The following is an 18,133-nucleotide window of genomic DNA, read 5'->3' on the forward strand; positions in this document are numbered from 1 at the left end:
CTGCGGATGGGGAGGCAGTCAGGTGGGACAGCGGGTTGCGGTTGTCAGTGGGGGTGGGACCGGGATCGGGGCGGCCGTCGCGGGGGCGCTTGCCCGGGATGGGTACGACGTGCTGATCGTCGGGCGGCGGGTGGACGTGTTGACTGCTGCCGCCGACCGGATCTCCGCCGACTGCGGTCGGCCGGACGCCGTCACCGCCGTGACGGCGGACCTGACCGATCCTGGGCAGCTCGACGCGGTCCTCGCGGCGCTCGGTGACCGGCCGGTCGACGTGGTGGTCAACAACGCGGGCGGTTACCTGGCCGGGGACACCGACACGCTGGCCGGCACCGCCGCGCACTGGCGGGCCAACCTCGACGCCAACGTGCTCACCGCAGTGCTGCTGACCGAGGCGCTGCGGCCGGCGCTGCGTCGGCCCGGCGGTCGGGTGATCATGGTCAGTTCGATCGCCGCGCAGCGGGGCGGCGCTGACGCGTACGCGGCGGCGAAGGCGGCCCTGCACGGTTGGGCGTACACCCTGGCGGCGCAGCTCGGCCCGGAGCAGATCACGGTCAACGTGGTGAGCCCCGGCTACGTCGCCGAGACCGAGTTCTTCGGCGACCGGATGACACCCGAGGGGTACGCGAAGCGGGTCGCGGAGACCCTCGTCAAGCGTCCCGGACTGCCGGACGACATCGCCGAGGCGGTCCGCTATCTCGCCAGCCCGGCTGCCGGCTACGTGACCGGCCAGGTCCTCGGCGTCAACGGCGGCTCGGTCCTCGGCCGCTGAGCACGCCACGCCGATCCGCAGCGCACCGAGCACGCCACCGTCCGCGCACGACGACAGGGCGGCGGCCCCCCGTGTGGCCGCCGCCCTCTGTGTCGTTGATCAGCCGTTCAGCAGCTCGTACGCCCCCGCCGGCGCCTTCGTGGCGGCGGCGCCGGTCGGCGCGCTGATCTTCGGCGCGCTGCCGTAGTCGGCGTACTTCACGACGTAGTCGTACGCCTTCGCCTTGCCGGCTGCCGGCATCTTCAACGTCAGCGAGGCCAGGTGCTTGTCCGCGCCGACGACAGCGGTGAACGGCACCTTCTTGGCGGCCTCCCCGAGGGCCGCCGCCTCGCCCTCCTCCAGCGCCTTCGCCGCCTCCGTGTCGCTCACGTCGATGAACCCGGCGTACTGACCGGGGCTCTTCTCCTCGACCGAGGTGGCGGCCTGGATCAGCGGACCGGCGTTGCCCTGGTCCACGCCGTCGTACGTCGGGATGCTCGCGGCGTCGGTCAGCTTCGTGGGGTCGAGCTTCATCCACTTGTCGGGGAACTTCGGCAGTCCGGGACGGCCGCTGAACTTCGCCTTCACCCAGTTCTGGTCCTCGATCACCAGGAACGACATCTTCACCACGATGCCGTCGTCGGGCGGCATGACCATGTTGAGTTCGAATGCCTTCGCCGCCGGGTCGATCCGGCCGTCGATAGTGCTCGACGCGTCCTTGCCGCTGAACCGGAACGCCCCCTCGGTGCCGTCCGGGACGGCGTCGAGGAGCGCCTCCTTCGGGCTGACGCTCGGGCTGGCGGACGGGCTGCTCGGTGGCGCCGCGGCCGGTTCGCTCTTCGACCCGCAACCCGCGAGCAGGGTGGTCGAGGCCAGCACGGCGGCGGCCGTGAAGACCGTCCGTCGGATGGTGCCGGCGGTGCCCGTTGCCTGTGTCATCGCACTTCTCTTTCTCGCTGCCTGGCTTCTGCCGACGACGATGCTGCCGGCCGGCACGGCGGTTCGGCTGCCGATATGCTGCCGTCCGGCTGCCGGGCACTGCCGTCCGGCTGTCCCGGGGGTGTCAGGAGCGGAAACTCGCATGTCAGGCCAACTGCGTTTCGAGATTCTCGGGCCTCAGCGGGCCTGGTACGCCGACCGGGAGATCGACCTCGGTCCGGGCAAGCAGCGCGCGGTGCTCGCCGTACTGCTGCTCTCCGCCGGTCGCCCGGTGTCCACGGGGCAGATCGTCGACGCGGTCTGGCCGGAGGAGCCACCCGCGAACGGCCCCAACGTCGTGCAGAAGTACGTGGCCGGACTGCGTCGGGTGCTGGAACCGGACCGGTCGCCGCGTACGCCGGGACAGGTGCTCAGCCTGACCGACGCCGGCTATCTGCTGCGGGTGAACCCCGAGGCGGTGGACGCGGTCCGCTTCGAACGGGGCGTGCAGGCGGCCCGGCAGCGGCATGCGGCCGGGAGTACCGAGCAGGCGCTGAGTGAGCTGGCCACCGCCCTGGACCTGTGGCAGGGGGAGCCGTTCACCGGCTTCACCGGACCGATCTTCGAGGCGGCCCGGCAGCGGCTGGTGGAGTTGCGGGCCGTCGCGTTGGAGACCCGGGCTGAGCTGACGCTGGACCTCGGCCGGCACCGCGAGACGGTCGGCGAGCTGGTGGAGCTGGTGGCCGAGTTCCCGGTCCGGGAACGGCTGCGACACCAGCTCATGCTCGCGCTCTATCGCAGCGGGCGGCAGGCGGAGGCGCTCGCCGCCTACCGGGAGTTCGGCGACCTGCTCCGCGAGGAGTACGGCATCGAGCCGGGCGAGGTGTTGCAGGAACTCCACCGGCGCATCCTGCGCTCCGATCCGACCCTGTCGGTGGCGAAGCCCTCCACCGAACCGGAGACACCGCCGCCGGTGGCCGCCACGACGCCCGACCCGGAGACACCGCGGCCGGTGGTCGCCACGGCGCCCGAACCGGAGACACCGCGGCCGGTGGTCGCACCCGCCGGTCTCATCCCCACCCAACCGGGACCGGCGGCGCCGGCCGTCGTGTCAGCGCCGCCCCCGTTCTCGCCGCCGCCGCCCCTGCCGCCGCCTCCGTACTCGCCGCCCCCGGCGAGCGGCACGAAACCTCCGCGGCGGCAGGCGCCGCGCTGGGCGAGCAGGACCGTCACGATCCTCGGTACGGTGCTCGTCCTGCTCTCGTTCGGTTGCCTGACCTGGCTGGTGATCCTGGCCTACGCGGGTTGGCGCCGGAGCTGGCGCCTCGCGGTCGCGGGCGTGGGCTACCTCGCGCTGCTCGTCGTCGAGGTGACGATGCTCGACATCGAGAATCCGGACGCCGAGGTGCCCGGGCCGGAGGCGGTGACCTTCCTCGGCCTGGCCCTCATCACCTGGCTCGCCGGGGCGGTGCATGTGGTCCTGCTCAGCCGTGGACTCTGGGAGGCGATCACCGGCAGACCGGACAGCGCCCGGGGTCGCGCCGACGAGGAGCGGCGCATCCGGCGGGAGCACGCCCGCTACCTGCTCTACCACTACCCGGCCGCCCGGGCCGAGCTGGGACTTGGCCGGCCCGACCTACCCGGCACCTTCGACGACGGTGGACTGGTCGACGTCAACGCGGTCCCGGAGCAGGTGCTCACGGCCCTGCCCGGCCTGACGAGCGAGCAGGGCCGGCAGATCGTGGTGGACCGCTGGCTGCGCGGCCCGTACGCCTCGATGGAAGAGCTTGCGGCGCGCTGCCTGCTGCCTCCGAGTGCGACCGAGCCCCTGCGCGACCTGTTGCTCTTCCTGCCCCCGGCGTCCCGACCCGACGAGGCGCGAACGCGCGGATCGTGACCGGCGCCTCCCGCGCGGCCCGGGGTTCTGACGGACGGCGCTGGTAGAAATGCCGGATGGGCGACGAACGGGCGGCGGTACGGGAGCGGGCCGAGGCGGTGCTGCGCCGGCTGGCCGGTGAGCACGCCCGACTGCGCGAGGATCAGTGGCGGGCCATCGAGGCGTTGGTCGTCGACCGGCGGCGGGTGCTCTGCGTGCAGCGCACCGGTTGGGGCAAGTCCGCCGTCTACTTCGTGGCCACCGCCCTGCTGCGCGACAGTGGGCAGGGCGACCAGGCCGGCCCCACCGTCATCGTGTCGCCGCTGCTGGCGCTCATGCGCAACCAGGTGGAGGCCGCCGCGCGGGCCGGCATCCGGGCTCGCACGATCAACTCGGCCAACCTCGACGAGTGGGACGAGATCACCGCCGAGATCCAGGCCGGTGCCGTGGATGTGCTGTTGATCAGCCCGGAGCGGCTCAACAACCCGGACTTCCGCGACGGCGTGCTGCCGAAGCTGGCCGCGACCACCGGGCTGCTGGTGGTCGACGAGGCGCACTGCGTCTCCGACTGGGGGCACGACTTCCGGCCGGACTACCGGCGGCTGCGCACCTTCCTCGCCAACCTGCCGGAGCGCACGCCCGTGCTGGCCACCACCGCCACCGCCAACGCCCGGGTCACCCAGGACGTGGCCGAGCAGTTGGGTGACGCGCTCGTCCTGCGCGGCACGCTGGACCGCGAGTCGCTGCGGCTCGGCGTCCTCGATCTGCCCAGCCCGTCGCACCGGCTGGCCTGGCTCGCCGACCACCTGGACGAGCTGCCCGGGTCCGGCATCGTCTACACGCTCACCGTCGCGGCAGCGGGGGAGACGGCCGAGTTCCTGCGCTCCCGGGGCTATCCGGTCGCCTCGTACAGCGGGCAGTCCGACGACGCCGACCGGCGGGCCGCCGAACAGGACCTGCTCGACAACAAGATCAAGGCGTTGGTCGCCACCAGCGCCCTCGGCATGGGCTTCGACAAGCCCGACCTGGGCTTCGTCGTTCACCTCGGCGCACCACCCTCGCCGATCGCGTACTACCAGCAGGTCGGCCGCGCCGGCCGCGCCGTCGAGCACGCCGAGGTGCTGCTGCTGCCCGGCGTCGAGGACGCCGCGATCTGGCGGTACTTCGCCTCGTTGGCGTTCCCGCCCGACCAGCAGGTCCGGGCCGTGCTGGCCGCCCTGCACACCGACCGTCCGCTCTCCACCCAGGCCCTCGAACCCCTCGTCGACCTGCGCCGGGCCCGCCTGGAGTTGATGCTCAAGGTCCTCGACGTGGACGGCGCGGTCCGTCGGGTGCGCGGTGGCTGGCTCGCCACCGGCGAGCCGTGGGTCTATGACGAGGCCCGGTTGCGCCGCGTCGCCGAGGCGCGCACCGTCGAGCAACAGGCCATGCGGGAGTACGCGACCACGTCCGACTGCCGGATGCGGTATCTACGGGAACGCCTGGACGACACCGAGGCGACCGACTGCGGCCGGTGCGACAGGTGCGCTGACCCGCTCTTCGCCGCCGACGTGTCGACGGCGGCGCTCGCCGCAGCGCAGACCTTCCTGGGTCGCCCCGGCGTGGAGATCGCCCCGAAGAAGCTCTGGCCGACCGGGCTGGACGCGGTGGGCGTACCGCTCAAGGGCCGGATCGCCCCCGCGGAGCAGGCGCTGCCCGGCCGTGCCGTCGGGCGCCTCTCCGACCTGGGCTGGGGTGGCCGGCTGCGGGAGTTGGTCGGCCCGGAGGCGCCCGACGTGCCGGTGCCCGACGACGTCGCCGGCGCTGTGGTCGAGGTGCTCAAGGCGTGGGCGCACGGCGACGACCCGTGGCCCCGCCGCCCGGTCGGCGTGGTCGCGGTGGGCTCCCGCCGGCGGCCCCGGCTGGTCGGCTCGCTGGCCGAGCGGATCGCCGCCGTGGGCCGGCTGCCACTGCTCGGCGCGGTCACCCCGACCGGTCCGGACGGCCCCGGCGGGCCGCGTGGCAACAGCGCCCAGCGGGTACGCGCCCTGCACGACGCCTTCGCCGTGCCGGCCGACCTGGCCGACGCCCTGGCCGCGCTGGAGGGGCCGGTGCTGCTCGTCGACGACCTGGTCGACTCCGGTTGGACGATGACCATGGTGACCCGCGCGCTGCGGCGGGCCGGTGCTCCCGACGTGCTCCCGCTCGCTCTGGCCGTGGCCGGCTGAGCCGCCGTTCGCGATCGCGGAGGTCCGTGGACGGCTGCGGGGCGGAAAGTTCCCGGGTCGCGCGGATTGCGACGGTCGCCACGCCGCCCCGGCGTCGGCCAGGGCTGGCCGGGCGCGGCGGTACGGTGGCGGCATGACCGATCAGCAGCACGTGACCCGCGCGTACGCCGTCACCGGCATGACCTGCGAGCACTGCGTGCGTGCGGTCACCGACGAGCTGTCGGCGCTGCCCGGTGTGCGGCAGGTCCAGGTCGACCTGGCCTCCGGCACCGCCACGGTGACCAGCGACAGCCCGCTGCCCGACGAGTCGGTGCGGGCGGCCGTCGACGAGGCCGGTTACGTGCTGGACGCTGGCGGTGCCTGAGCAGGCCCCCGCCGCGCCGGACCGGAGCACGGTCCGGCTGGCGCTCGTGGTCGGCGGGCTGGTGCTCGCCGTGCTGCTCGGGTTCGGCCTCGGTCGCATGAACGGCACCGCCACCGCCACCGGTGGCGGCAGCCCCGCGGCGCTGACCGCCGACCACACCCACCCGCCGGGCACCGGGGCCCACGACCACGGGTCCATGACCGGCGCCGACCAGGGCGCGGCCGCCGAGCCCGGCGGTCTGTCGGTCAGCTCGGCCGGATACACGCTCGTCCCCCTGGCCACCGAGTTTCCGGCCGGCCGCCCCGGGCAGTTGCGCTTTCAGGTGCGCGACGCGCAACGCCGTCCGGTCACCCGCTTCGCCGTCGTGCACGACAAGCCGATGCACCTCATCGTGGTCCGTCGGGACCTGACGGGCTACCAGCACCTGCACCCGACCATGGCGGCGGACGGCACCTGGACGGTGCCGGTGACCCTCGCGCAGCCCGGCGTCTGGCGGGCGTATGCCGACTTCACCGTGGTTGCCGACAACGGCGGCCAGAGCGCGCTGACCCTCGGCGTGGACCTGGTCGTGCCGGGCACGTACGAGCCGCGTCCGCTGCCCGCCCCGGCGACCTCGACGACTGTGGACGGGTTCACCGTCGTCTACCAGGGCAGCCCGCAGGTCGGTGTCACGGTGCCGCTGACCTTCCGGATCGACGGTGTGGACGGCGACGCGGTGCTGGAGCGCTACCTCGGGGCGTACGGTCACCTGGTGGCGCTGCGCGAGGGCGACCTGGGCTACCTGCACGTGCACCCCGAACCGGAGCTGGCCGACGGCCAGGTGAAGTTCTGGCTGACCACCCCGGGCCCGGGCCGTTACCGCCTCTACCTCGACTTCCAGGTAGCCGACAAGGTCCACACCGCCGAGTTCACCGTAACGGTCCCCTGACCCCGGCCCGCGCCCCGGCCCGCGCCCCCCGGCCCCCACCCGGCCCGCCCACCCGGGTTGATCATGAAGTTATTGCCACTCGCGCGGGCGTGTCGCGGCAATAACTTCATGATCAACCCGTGGTTGGGGTTGGGGTTGGGGTTAGCCGGCTCGGCGGGTTGGGCGGCGGGCCAGGTAGCGGAGGAGGTCGCGGATGTGGTGCTTCTCCTCGGCTGGGACGGTGGGATCGGCCAGGCGATCGAGGATGGCCCGGACGTCGGCCTCGACCGGGCCGTCATCGCTGCGGCGCCGCGGCGCCGACCCCGCGTCCGGCAGCCCGAGCGCGCGGAACGCGGCAGCCACCGGCAGATCCAGTGCGGCGCAGAAGCCGCGCACCTTGGCCAACTCGGGGTAATCCTGCCAGTCACCGGCGAGCCAACGGAACACGGTGGAACGGCCCACGCCCGTGTGCGAGGCAAGATCGGTCACTGTCCATCCGCGCTCGTCGCGAGCGTCGTCGATGGCACGCCGGACGAAGCGGGCGAACGCCATCTGCGGTGACACGTCTGCGGAACCCATCCGGTATGTCTTTCCCTCCCGGCCGAGCACTGGGAAGATGCGCCTTCCGAGCGTAGTACGCCCGGGACCGGAAACCACTGACTGACCGCACAAACTGTCCCACCGATGAGACTCCGCGTCGGGCAGTATTCGTGCCGGCACCCAGCGATCATCGTCGCTCTTCCACTAAGCTCGGTGCCCGTCCCGGCACGGCGCATGCGCGCGTGCCGCCGATCGCCCGGACCACCGCCGAGGAGCACCATGGCCGAATCGAGCCGTCCGCTGCCGTACCAGCCCGGTGCGGTGAGCCTCTTCTTCGTCGCCAAGGCCGGCGTCTTCGCCGCCGGGTTCTGGATCTGGCTGCTGGTCCTGGTGCTCCGCACCAACGCGGCGACCGGTCTCGACGTGCTGGCCGCCACCGGCGCGATCACCACCACGCTGGCCGCGGTGGTGCTGGGTGCCCGGATGGCGCTGCAACGCAACGCCGCCATCCGGCACGCCGAGACGAAGAAGCTGCTCGTCGACATCTCCTGGAACGCGTTCACGGCCGCCGGCAACGCCGAGAGTTCGGGAAAGGTGGTGCCCTTCCCGAGCAGCGCCGGTGAGGACGACCGCTCGGCCCTGCGCCACAGCGGGGACCGGGTGTCGGTCTTCGACCGCTCCGGCGGGCGAGACCGCGGCAACGGCGACCGCCGACGCTGAGACCGGGTCAACGGCGACCGCCGACGCTGAGATCGCGGCAACGGCGGTCGCCGACGCTGAGACCGGACCGGCGGCGACCGCAGGCGCCGGCGCGGCGGTGACTGTGTCGGCGTACCGCCGGTCAGGCGTCGGGTCCCCTAGACGGCGGGCGGTTCGTCGGCGGCGAGCAGGGTCTCCAGCCGGGGTGTGACCCGCCACTGGTCGACGAGTTCGCGGTACTCCGCCGCTCGGGGGTCGCCGCTGCCGCTACGACGGGCTCGGATCAGCAGGTTGCGGGGCGTGTGCTGGGAGTCGACGAACTCGACCACCTCGGCCCGGTACCCGTGCACCCGCAACAGCCCCGCGCGCAGCGCATCGGTGAGCACGTCGGCGAAGCGTTCGCGCAGGATGCCCTGCCGGGTCAGCAGCTCGTACGGTGCGGGGGTCGGCTGGGCGCGTAGCTGCTTGGCCAGGTCGTGGTGACAGCACGGCGCGGCGAGCACCCAGCGGGCCTCCCAGCGCACCGCGCGGGCCAGCGCCTCGTCGGTGGCGGTGTCGCAGGCGTGCAGCGCCAGCACCAGATCCGGGGCGGGGTCGACAACCGCCTCGGCGATCGTGCCCGCGACGAAGCTGACCTTGTCGGCCCAGCCCAGTCGTTGCGCCAGCTCGGTGTTACGTCGTCGCTGGTCCTCCCGGACGTCCACGCCGATCAGCTCGACGTCGAGACCACGGTTGGCGAGGTAGCGGTACGCGGCGAAGGTCAGGTAGGCGTTGCCACAGCCCAGATCGACCACCCGCAGCGGGCCGGTCAGATCGGCGGGCAGGGTCGCGGCCAGGGCGCGCAGGAACGCGTCGACCTGGCGGCGCTTGGCCGCCGAGCCGCCGATCTCCGCGAAGATCGGGTCGCCCGGGTCGAGCAGGTACTCCTTGGCCCGGTCGTTGCCACTCGGCGTCGCCGCCGGTCGCGTCGCCGCGGCCCGGTGCACCTGCGCCTCACCGGACTTGGTCACCCGCAGTTGGAGGGTCGCGTCGGCCGTCTCCACGTGCCAGTTGCCGAAGGGCTCGGCCAGGAGTTCGTCGACCGCTACGGCGGCCTCGGGACCGGGGGCGACGTTGCGGGTGTGCGGGCGCGCGCCGTCGGACGTGGCGATCTGCAACCGCGGGCCGGCCTTGAGCGTCACCGGACGCAGTTCGGCCCGCACGACAGTGGGTCGGTGTCCCCGACGGCGCCCGGCGGCCACCGCACGGGTCAGCGCGGGGTCGAGCAGCAGTGCACGAACCTCGGTCAGGGCGGCATCCAGTGGTTCCGGCATCGTTCCATCTTCGGCAGGTGGGGTGGGAAGGCGACATCCCCCGTACCGCGCTGAGGCGGTGCCGGGGGATGTCGGGTGAATCTCGCTGCGTCAGTCCGCGGTCGCCTCGGCCGGCGTACCCGCGCCGGAACCGCCACCACGGCGGCGCCGGCGGCGGCGCGGCTTCGATGCCTCGCCCTCGACGGCGGCGGCCGGCTCTGCCGGTGCCGCCTCGGCCGAGATCACCGCGGTCGGCTCGCCCGCAACCGTCTCGCCTGCACGGCGGCGACGCCGGCGACGCGGGGTGCGGCCGGCTTCGTCGCCGGCGGTGTCAGTGGGTGCCTCGGCAGCCGGCGTGCCGGCGTCGGTGCGGTCCCGGCGGCCGTCGCCGCGGCCACGGCGCTCACCCCGGCCGTCGCCGCGGCTCTCACCGCGTCGCGGGCCCCGGCCGCCGCTGTCGCCCCGGCGGGAGCGGGTCGTCCCACCCAGGTCCTCTTCGATCTCGGCGGACAGCCCGGCCCGGGTGCGCTCGGCAGTGGGCAGAGTGCCGCTGACCTCGGTGGAGATGTGCAGGTCGGTGTAGAGGTGCGGCGACGTGTGGTACGTCTCCGGCGGCTCGGGCATCTCCAGACCGAGGGTCTTGTCGATGATCCGCCAGCGGGGCATGTCGTCCCAGTCGACGAAGGTCACCGCGACGCCGGTCGCCCCGGCCCGGCCGGTACGGCCGATGCGGTGGGTGTAGGTGTCCTGGTCTTCCGGGCAGTCGTAGTTGATCACGTGGGTGACGCCTGTGACGTCGAGTCCACGGGCCGCCACGTCGGTGGCGACCAGGATGTCGATCTTGCCGGCGCGGAACGCCCGCAGCGCCCGCTCACGGGCGCCCTGGCCGAGGTCACCGTGCACCGCGGCGACGGCGAACCCGCGGAAGTCGAGATCCTCGGCGACCCGGTCGGCGGCCCGCTTGGTGCGGGTGAAGATCATGGTCAGCCCGCGCCCCTCGGCCTGGAGGATGCGCGCCACCACCTCGACCTTGTTCATCGAGTGGGTGCGGTAGACCAGCTGCTGGGTCTGCGGCGACGGCCCGGTCTCGGCGGTGTGCCCGGCGTGGATCGTCATCGGCTGGCGCAGGAACCGCCGGGACAGGGTGACGATCGGGTCCGGCATGGTCGCCGAGAACAGCATCGTCTGCCGGTCCTCCGGAAGCATCGCCAGGATCTTCTCGACGTCGTCGAGGAAGCCCAGGTCGAGCATCCGGTCTGCCTCGTCGAGGACGAGCGCGTGCACCCGGTCCAGGCGGAGGTGCTTCTGCTTCTGCAGGTCCATCAGTCGGCCCGGGGTGCCGACCAGGATCTCGACGCCCTTGCGCAGCGCGTCGATCTGCGGCTCGTACGCCACGCCACCGTAGATCGGCAGCACCCGGACGCCGCGCGTCCGGCCGGCGGCGGCCAGATCCTTGGCGACCTGGATGCCCAGCTCACGGGTGGGGACGACGACCAGCGCCTGGGGGACGCCGTCGCTGCCCTCGCTCGGTGCGAAGACCCGCTCCAGCAGCGGTACGCCGAAGCCGAGGGTCTTGCCGGTGCCGGTGGGTGCCTGGCCGATCAGGTCGACGCCGCGCAGCGCGATCGGGATCGCGTACTCCTGGATGGCGAACGCGCGGGTGATGCCGGCGGCGGCCAGCGCCTCGACGGTTTCCTCGCGGGCGCCGAGGGCCGCGAAGGTGGGAGCCTCGGGTCGGACCGGGGCGGTGGGGGCCAGTTCCTGGCCGTCCATCAGATCTTGAGTCAGCTCGCTCATGTGGGTGTGGGGGTGCCCTCTCGTGGGTGCGCCCCGTCTCGTCCTCAGGGCGCGTTCGGTATGACGCGGGCCACACGGTCGGCGGCAGAATGCCGAGCCGGACCGGGCCGCACGCGCGCCGCGGGCTGAGCTTCGATCAGATCGGCGCCCACGGCAACTGCTCTATGCTACCTGAACAGGCAAGCTCACGTCCCGATTCCCGGTCGGCCAGCCGCCACGCGGGGCGGTCGAATGTGACCTGCACCACACTTGCTCGGGTGCTCGTTCGTGCCCCGCACGGGCCACCCGGCGCCGGCCCCGCACGGTAGCCTGCGCTCGTGTCCGCGCCGACCACCCCCGGTCCCGCCGTCGCCGACCTGCTGGGCCTGGTCGCCTTCGGTGAGCTGCTCGCCTTCGAACGCATGGCCGGCGACGCGCGACTCGCCCCCGACCTGCATCGACGCGCCGCGCTGAGCCAGATGGCTGCGGCCGAGATCGGCAACTACCGCCGGCTCGCCGACCGGCTCACCGCGCTGGGTGTGCCGCCGGAGGAGGCGATGACGCCGTACGTGCGGCCGTTGCAGGCGTACCACGACTCCACCGAGCCGCGGGACTGGGCGGAGGTGGTCACCAAGGCGTACGTGGGGGACGCGATCACCGACGACTTCATCCGGGAGATCGCCGACGCGCTGGACGAGCCCGACCGGGCGCTGGTGCTGGACGTGCTGCACGACTCCCGGTACGCGGAGTTCGCCGTCGCCGAGATCCGGGTGGCCGTCGCCGCCGATCCCCGGGTTGCCGGTCGGCTCTCCATGTGGGCCCGGCGGCTGGTCGGCGAGGCGTTGTCGCAGGCCGGCCACGTCGCCGCCGAACGGGCCGCACTCACCGCGCTGATCGCGCGGGGCGACCGGGTCGACGTGCCGGGATTGTTCTCCAGGCTCACCGCCGCCCACACCGCGCGGATGGCGGTCGCCGGACTGAACAACTGACCGTCACCCGTCGGGTGCGGCACCGGCCCGCGGCAGGTGGCCTGCAAACGCCGACCTGCCGCGACGGCCGGACCGGTCAGCGAACGGTGAAACCGACCGCTCGCGGGGACGCCTCGGCGATCTCGACGTAGGCGACCTTCTCGACCGGAACGATGACCCGCCGGCCCTTCTCGTCGGTCAGGGAGAGCGTGCCGCCGTTGCCGGCGAAGGCGTCGGTCACGATCTGCTCGATCTCGGCCGGCGACTGCGCGCTGTCCAGAACCAGCTCGCGCGGCGCGTACTGCACGCCGATCTTGACCTCCACTGTGCCTCCTCAACTGGGGCGATAACCGCCCTGCGAAGGCTATCCGATCACGGGGTCGACGGTCAGGCTGACTCACCTTGCAGCGGGAAGCTCGCGATGCCCCGCCAGGACAACGCCGCCACCAGAGCCTCGGCCTCCGCCTTCGGCACCTGCCGGCCACCGGCCAGCCAGAACTGCGCGGCGGTCTCCGCCGCGCCGACCAGCCCGGAGGCGAGCAGCTCGGCGTGCGACCGGCTCACGCCGGTGTCGGAGATGATGGTGTCGGTGATCGCCGCGATGCAGCCCTGCTCGACCCGCTCCACCCGCTGCCGCACCGCCGGGTCGTTGCGCAGGTCCGATTCGAAGACGAGGCGGAACGCCTCGCTCTCGTGATCAACGAAGTCGAAGTACGCGCGCACCGACGCGCTGACCCGCTCCTTGTTGTCGCTGGTGCCGCGCATCGCCTCGTGCACCTGAGCGACGATGGCGTCACAGTGCGTGTCCAACAGGGCCAGGTAGAGGTCCATCTTTCCCGGGAAGTGTTGGTAGAGCACCGGCTTGGAAACCCCGGCCCGCTCGGCGATGTCGTCCATCGCCGCGGCGTGGTAGCCCTGGGCGACGAATACCTCCTGCGCCGCCGCGAGCAGCTGCTTACGGCGCGCGGAGCGGGGCAGGCGGGTGGGCCTGCCAGCGGTTTGTGCGCCGTTCCCCACAGCGGTCATGGGATCCTCCGAGTTCTCCGTACGGGCCGGCATTTTCCCCCCAGACCGGGGCGGCCCTCGACCGCGTCGTGGAAATGGCCCGCCGCTGTAACTTATCGCCACTCTCCCCACACGGTAGCCTCAGCGAGGGCGACCAAGGAGCGCGCGGTGAGTGAAACAGGGCAACCCGGAGCCGCCACCCCGGGAGAGCACGGTGACGGAACGGGTCAGCACGACGACCCGGGCCGCTCCGGCAGCGGGTGGGCGCCCTCGACGGGCGGGTGGTCCCCGTCTGCCGAGCGCGAGGCGGCCGGGGAGCAGGCACCACCGTGGCAGCGGCCCCCCGCGTCCGGTTGGCGTGCCTCCTCCACGAGGCACGGCGACCTGCCGGCGCCTCTGCCCGGGCTGACCGGTGACCCCGAGCGCCCCGCCCGGGTCAACGGTCACCACACCAACGGTGTCCACCACGACGAGGCCGAGATCGACAGCGACAGCAGCGGCGACAGCGAGACCAACGGCGCCCGCCACGGCGATGCGGAGATCAACGGCGTCGCGCACCTCGGCGGCGGGGCCCCATCGGGCCGCCAGACACCGGTGAGCGCGCCGCCCGGGCGGGCCGCCGACGACCGGCCCGACGTGGGCGGAGGCCGGCTGGTGGTGCCCGCCCAGCGTCCCGCGCCGGTCGGGGAGCAGGGAACGGCAGAGGCCGACACCGGCCCGGCCCGGCACTCCACCACCGACCCTGCCGCGCCGCGCGGCGTCCGCTGGGCCGACCCCGGTCTGCCCAGCACGGCGCCGGCCTCCATCCAGGTGCCGCCCGTCGGCACGGCCGCCTCGGGTTTCGAGGTGCCGCCCGGTCTGCGCGCGCCCACCGGCGAACGGCCCGCCGTCGACGATCAACCTGCCGTTCCGCGTGGTTGGCAGGCCCCGCCCCCGGCCGAGGCGTCGGCCGAGTCGGGGCGTGCCTCCGGGCGCGGCGACGACGCGGAACCGGAGCGCCCCAGCGGGGACACGCACCGGGCGGGTGAGTCGCCCTCCATCGAGCCGGACTGGTCCGGGCCCAGCTGGAACCGCCCGAGCTGGGGCAGTGGGTGGGCACCGCCCTGGTCCCGCCAGGACGGCGAGTCGACCGGCCGACCGGCGCGGGACGAGTCCGCGCCGGGCTGGGTCGCCGAGCCCCACCAGCCGTACGAGCCGGTGCGCGCCGAGCCGACCCGTCCGTACGAGCCGGTGCCGGCCGAGCCGCCCCGCGCGTACGACGTCACCCGGGACGCGCCCCGGGCCGAGGCGGACGCCGACCCCGGCACGCCCACGCGCCCGTCCTGGGCGGGTGAGCGGCCGGCCCCGATTCCGACCAGCGTGCCGCCGGCCGTCTCCCGGCCCGAGCCGACCGAGCGGCCCTCCTGGGCCGGTGGGCCGGCGCCCGAGCCGACCAGCGGGCTCCCCGCCGACCGCCCGTCCTGGGCCGCGCCGGCCCCGGTCAGCGCGGCGGCCGACCCGTCGCCTCGCGCGGCCGGCACCGACCCCACCCCGACCAGCGGCCCTCCCGTGCCCCCGCGCACCGCGTCGCCCGCCGTCGACCGCCCGTCCTGGTCCGGTGGCCCCGCTCCCACGAGTGGCCCGCCGGCCGTCGAGCGTCCGTCGTGGGCCGGGGGGTCCGCATCGGGCGACGCCGTCCGTACCGAGCCGACCAGTGGTCCGCCGGCCGTTGACCGTCCCTCCTGGGCTGGGGGGTCCGCCCCCACAAGTGGCCCGCCGGCCGTCGAGCGTCCATCGTGGGCCGGGGGGTCCGCGTCGGGCGGTGCCGCCGCCCGTGCCGAGCCGACGAGTGGCCCGCCGGCCGCTGACCACGCCTCCTGGGCCGGCGGTTCGGACCCGACGCCGGCCAGTGCCCCGCCGTCGCGCCCGTCCTGGGCCGGCCCCGCATCGCCGCTCCCACCGCCGCCGCCCCGCCCCTCCTGGGCCGGCGGCCCGGACCCGAGGCCGACAAGCGTCCCGCCGTCGCGCCCGTCCTGGGCCGGCGATCCGACGCCCGTCGGCGCACCGGCGAGCACGCGCCCGTCCTGGGCGGGCCCGGCGCCCGTCGATCCGCCCGTGCCGGCCGATCCGCCGCCGGCGCCCGCCGGCCCGCCGCCGACCGTGACCGACGCGCCGCCACCAGCGGCACCGGTCCGTCCGGTGACCGAGCGGCCCTCCTGGGCCGGTGGATCGCCGACACCCGTGGCGGCCGAGCGACCCGACTGGTCCGAGGGACGCATTCCGGCAGCTCCGGCCGAGCGTCCCTCCTGGCCGGCCACCCGGCCGGCGGCCGCTCCCCGGGCGAGCGACGCGGGCGAGTCGACGGGCCCGGTTCGGCCGACCGGGCCGTTCCGACTCCGACCGGCGACCCCCGAGCCGCCCGCGCCGTCGCCCGCCGAGCCGGCCGCTGCCGCCCCGCCGGCGACCGGTCCTTCCCTCGCCGGCCCCCCGCCCTCGGCCGGTGCCGGTCCGGCCTCCGCCACCGGCGGCCCCGGACGTCACGACAGGCCGTCACCCGCGTCCGCCCCTCCCTACGCGGCTCGCCGATCCGCCCCCGACCCGGCGTCGCCGGTCGAGCCCGCCGACGGCGGGCGACGGCCCGACACGTCGGCGGTGCTGCCGCAGCGCGTCCCCGCGGAACCGGACGTGCCCGTTGTGCCGGAGCCGCCAGCCGTGGAGCCACCCGCCGAAACCCCCGAACTCGCTCGCATCGCCACCCACCTGCGCCGCGACGACGAGCCCGCTCCGTTGCGGGAACGTCCCGAGGGGTTCGACGTCAACGCCATCCTGGACGCGGTGCGGGAGGTGGCCGGTGTTCGGGACGCCGCCCTGCGTCGTACGCCGGCCGGCGCGCACAGCCTCCGACTGGACCTGGCCGACGGTGCCGATCCGGCCGAGGTGAGTCGACAGGTGGCCCGGCTGCTCCAGGAACGGATGGGGCTGGCCGCCGCCCCGCAGAACGTGCCCGGCCTGCCCACCACGCCAGCCCCGCCGGTCCGCCGTCGCGCAGCCGAGCCGCGGCCGGCCGAGTCGCGCGCCACCGATCGACGAGCTGCCGAGCCGCGTCCCCTCGAGCCGCGATCTGTCGAGGCGCGGCCCGCCGAGCCGCGCGACACCGGCGCGGAACCGCGTACCGCGGAGTCGTCCTCGGTCGCTCGGTCCTCGGGTGGTCGGGCCGAGGCCACGCCGACGGGCCCGGAGCAGTGGGTCGGGCCGGACGCCGCGCGTCGACGGCGGGCAGGCGCCCCGCACCGGGGCCGCGCCACAGTCGAGGAACCCGGATCGGTCTCGGCCGCGCCCACCGGCGGAGCCACCGGTAGCCCGGCGACGGTCGGTACGTCGTACTCCGGCGGTCAGGTGACCACGACGGAGTCGGCGCCCTCCCGGCCTCTGGACACCGGCGGCGTGCCGGGGCCGCGCGTGGTCATCGACCACGTGCAGGTCAGCACCTTCGGTCTGGACGCCAACGTGGAGGTGCGGCTGCTGGCCGGCGACGACAGCGCGGCCGGGTACGCGACCGGGCCGGCGGTGGACGGTTACGTGCTGCGTCTCTGCGCGGTGGCCGCGGCCGCCGCAGTGGACGAGTTGCTGCGCGGGGCCGAGAACGCCGAACGTGGCCGCTGCTTCGTCGAGCACGCGGCGGTGGTGCCGTTCGGCAACTGCGAGGTGGCCACGGTGGTGGTGCTGCTGGTCTGCGAGGGCTGGGTCGAGCAGCTCGCCGGTTCGGCGCTGGTGGCCGGCGATCCGCGCCAGGCGGTGGTCCGGGCGACGCTGGCGGCGGTCAACCGTCGGCTGGAGGCGCTGCTGTCCTGAGTGGTCCGAGGCAGACTGGGAGGATGAAGCGCGCCTCCCTCTGGCCGGACCATCTCCTCCCCGAGGTGGGTGTACCGCCGCCGTGGCCGGGCCGGGAGGTCCGCCTCGACGGCGTCGCCACCTATGTGCGGGACACTCCGGCGACGACCGTCGACGCGGAACCGGCGTTGTACGTGCACGGGCTGGGCGGCTCGTCGCAGAACTGGACCGACCTGGCCGGGCTGCTCGCCGACCGGCTGGACGGCCAGGCCATCGACCTGCCCGGGTTCGGCCGCAGCGAGCCGGGCCGGCGGTACACGATTTCGGCTTTCGCCGACCTGGTCATCCGGTGGATCGAGCACTCCGGTCGGGGGCCGGTGCACCTGTTCGGCAACTCGCTGGGCGGCGCGGTCTCGGTCCAGGTGGCGGGGCTTCGGCCGGACCTGGTGCGCACCCTCACCCTGATCTCTCCGGCGTTGCCGTTTCTGGACTTCCGGCGGTCGTTGCAGGGCCGGATGTTGCCGGTGCTGGCCATTCCCGGCGGTGAGCGCCTGGTCGCCCGGCATCTCACCCAGCTCGCGCCCGAGGTGATGGCCGAGCAGGTGCTCCAGGCGTGCGTCGCCGACCTCAGCCGGATCTGCGATCAGCGCCGGGCCGAGGCGTTGGAGGAGATCCGGGTGCGGTACGAGGCGGCGCACTATGCGGCCGCGTACGTCCGGACGTTCCGGGGGCTGGTCTCGTCCTTCCTGCGGGCGTACCTGCCGGGGGCGGGCTCGCTGTGGCGGCTCGCCGGGGCGGTGCGCGCGCCGACGCTTGTGGTGGGCGGCCGGCAGGACAGGCTGGTCGACGTTCGCGTCGCACCCCAGACCGCCCGGGTCATTCCGGACAGCCGCCTGCTGATGCTCGACGGCGTCGGTCACGTGGCGCAGCTGGAGGTTCCCCGGCTGGTCGCCCGGGCGGTGGTCGGCCTGCTCGCCGAAACGGAGGACGCCGCCCGGCCGTCCGATCTGGCAGGCTGACCGG

General features: G+C 74.3%; 15 protein-coding genes. 9 read left to right on the forward strand and 6 right to left on the reverse strand.

Annotation, left to right across the window (positions count from 1 at the left end; translation table 11 throughout):
• Positions 1-22 precede the first annotated feature (22 nt).
• The gene (locus tag AB0B39_RS30280; protein ID WP_357494591.1) at positions 23-769 is read left to right on the forward strand and encodes an SDR family oxidoreductase; all 747 of its coding nucleotides are present in this window, start codon (positions 23-25) and stop codon (positions 767-769) included.
• 99 nt (positions 770-868) lie between these two features.
• Here AB0B39_RS30280 and AB0B39_RS30285 read toward each other — a convergent pair whose 3' ends face one another.
• The gene (locus AB0B39_RS30285; protein WP_357494589.1) at positions 869-1,687 is read right to left on the reverse strand and encodes a hypothetical protein; all 819 of its coding nucleotides are present in this window, start codon (positions 1,685-1,687) and stop codon (positions 869-871) included.
• 142 nt (positions 1,688-1,829) lie between these two features.
• Here AB0B39_RS30285 and AB0B39_RS30290 point away from each other — a divergent pair, with 142 nt between their 5' ends.
• From AB0B39_RS30290 to AB0B39_RS30305, 4 genes are all read left to right on the forward strand, one after another.
• Positions 1,830-3,563 carry a BTAD domain-containing putative transcriptional regulator gene (locus AB0B39_RS30290; RefSeq protein ID WP_357576012.1) on the forward strand — a complete coding sequence of 578 codons (1,734 nt, stop codon included), beginning with the start codon at positions 1,830-1,832 and terminating at the stop codon, positions 3,561-3,563.
• A gap of 56 nt (positions 3,564-3,619) precedes the next feature.
• Positions 3,620-5,749, forward strand: coding sequence for a DEAD/DEAH box helicase (locus AB0B39_RS30295; protein ID WP_357576013.1), 2,130 nt, complete (start codon positions 3,620-3,622; stop codon positions 5,747-5,749).
• A gap of 133 nt (positions 5,750-5,882) precedes the next feature.
• Positions 5,883-6,113 (forward strand): heavy metal-associated domain-containing protein, encoded by a 231-nt coding sequence (locus AB0B39_RS30300; protein WP_234591564.1) that lies wholly within the window; start codon positions 5,883-5,885, stop codon positions 6,111-6,113.
• Positions 6,106-7,041, forward strand: coding sequence for a hypothetical protein (locus AB0B39_RS30305; RefSeq protein ID WP_357576014.1), 936 nt, complete (start codon positions 6,106-6,108; stop codon positions 7,039-7,041). Before AB0B39_RS30300 ends, AB0B39_RS30305 begins: the two co-directional genes overlap by 8 nt.
• A gap of 141 nt (positions 7,042-7,182) precedes the next feature.
• On the opposite strand, the gene AB0B39_RS30310 is transcribed toward AB0B39_RS30305, so the two are convergent.
• The gene (locus tag AB0B39_RS30310; RefSeq protein WP_357494581.1) at positions 7,183-7,599 is read right to left on the reverse strand and encodes a helix-turn-helix domain-containing protein; all 417 of its coding nucleotides are present in this window, start codon (positions 7,597-7,599) and stop codon (positions 7,183-7,185) included.
• Between the two features lie 240 nt (positions 7,600-7,839).
• On the opposite strand from AB0B39_RS30310, the gene AB0B39_RS30315 reads away from it, so the two are divergent.
• Positions 7,840-8,280, forward strand: a complete 441-nt coding sequence (locus tag AB0B39_RS30315) for a hypothetical protein (RefSeq protein ID WP_234591561.1) — start codon at positions 7,840-7,842, stop codon at positions 8,278-8,280.
• 137 nt (positions 8,281-8,417) lie between these two features.
• Here AB0B39_RS30315 and AB0B39_RS30320 read toward each other — a convergent pair whose 3' ends face one another.
• Together AB0B39_RS30320 and AB0B39_RS30325 are read right to left on the reverse strand one after the other, a co-directional pair.
• Positions 8,418-9,572: an SAM-dependent methyltransferase gene (locus AB0B39_RS30320; RefSeq protein WP_357576015.1), complete on the reverse strand. Its 1,155-nt coding sequence runs from the start codon at positions 9,570-9,572 to the stop codon at positions 8,418-8,420.
• Between the two features lie 90 nt (positions 9,573-9,662).
• Positions 9,663-11,348, reverse strand: coding sequence for a DEAD/DEAH box helicase (locus AB0B39_RS30325; protein WP_357576016.1), 1,686 nt, complete (start codon positions 11,346-11,348; stop codon positions 9,663-9,665).
• 317 nt (positions 11,349-11,665) lie between these two features.
• Between AB0B39_RS30325 and AB0B39_RS30330 the strand changes: the two genes are divergently transcribed.
• A complete protein-coding gene (locus tag AB0B39_RS30330; RefSeq protein WP_357576017.1) occupies positions 11,666-12,316 on the forward strand; it encodes a ferritin-like fold-containing protein in 651 nt (216 codons plus the stop codon).
• A 76-nt stretch (positions 12,317-12,392) separates the two neighbouring features.
• Here the strand turns inward: AB0B39_RS30330 and AB0B39_RS30335 are convergent, their stop codons facing one another.
• Positions 12,393-12,620: a DUF3107 domain-containing protein gene (locus AB0B39_RS30335; RefSeq protein ID WP_030329796.1), complete on the reverse strand. Its 228-nt coding sequence runs from the start codon at positions 12,618-12,620 to the stop codon at positions 12,393-12,395.
• 62 nt (positions 12,621-12,682) lie between these two features.
• A complete protein-coding gene (locus tag AB0B39_RS30340; protein ID WP_039909051.1) occupies positions 12,683-13,321 on the reverse strand; it encodes a TetR/AcrR family transcriptional regulator in 639 nt (212 codons plus the stop codon).
• A 1,527-nt stretch (positions 13,322-14,848) separates the two neighbouring features.
• Here AB0B39_RS30340 and AB0B39_RS30345 point away from each other — a divergent pair.
• Both AB0B39_RS30345 and AB0B39_RS30350 read left to right on the forward strand, forming a co-directional pair.
• Positions 14,849-17,131 carry a hypothetical protein gene (locus tag AB0B39_RS30345; protein ID WP_357576025.1) on the forward strand — a complete coding sequence of 761 codons (2,283 nt, stop codon included), beginning with the start codon at positions 14,849-14,851 and terminating at the stop codon, positions 17,129-17,131.
• Positions 17,132-17,154: 23 nt separating this feature from the next.
• Entirely contained in the window at positions 17,155-18,129 is a 975-nt protein-coding gene (locus tag AB0B39_RS30350) for an alpha/beta hydrolase (RefSeq protein ID WP_357494573.1), read from the forward strand.
• The last annotated feature ends 4 nt before the right edge of the window (positions 18,130-18,133 follow it).

Source organism: Micromonospora sp. NPDC049114, from assembly GCF_040648635.1.
In the GTDB taxonomy this organism is placed as follows: Bacteria; Actinomycetota; Actinomycetes; order Mycobacteriales; family Micromonosporaceae; genus Micromonospora.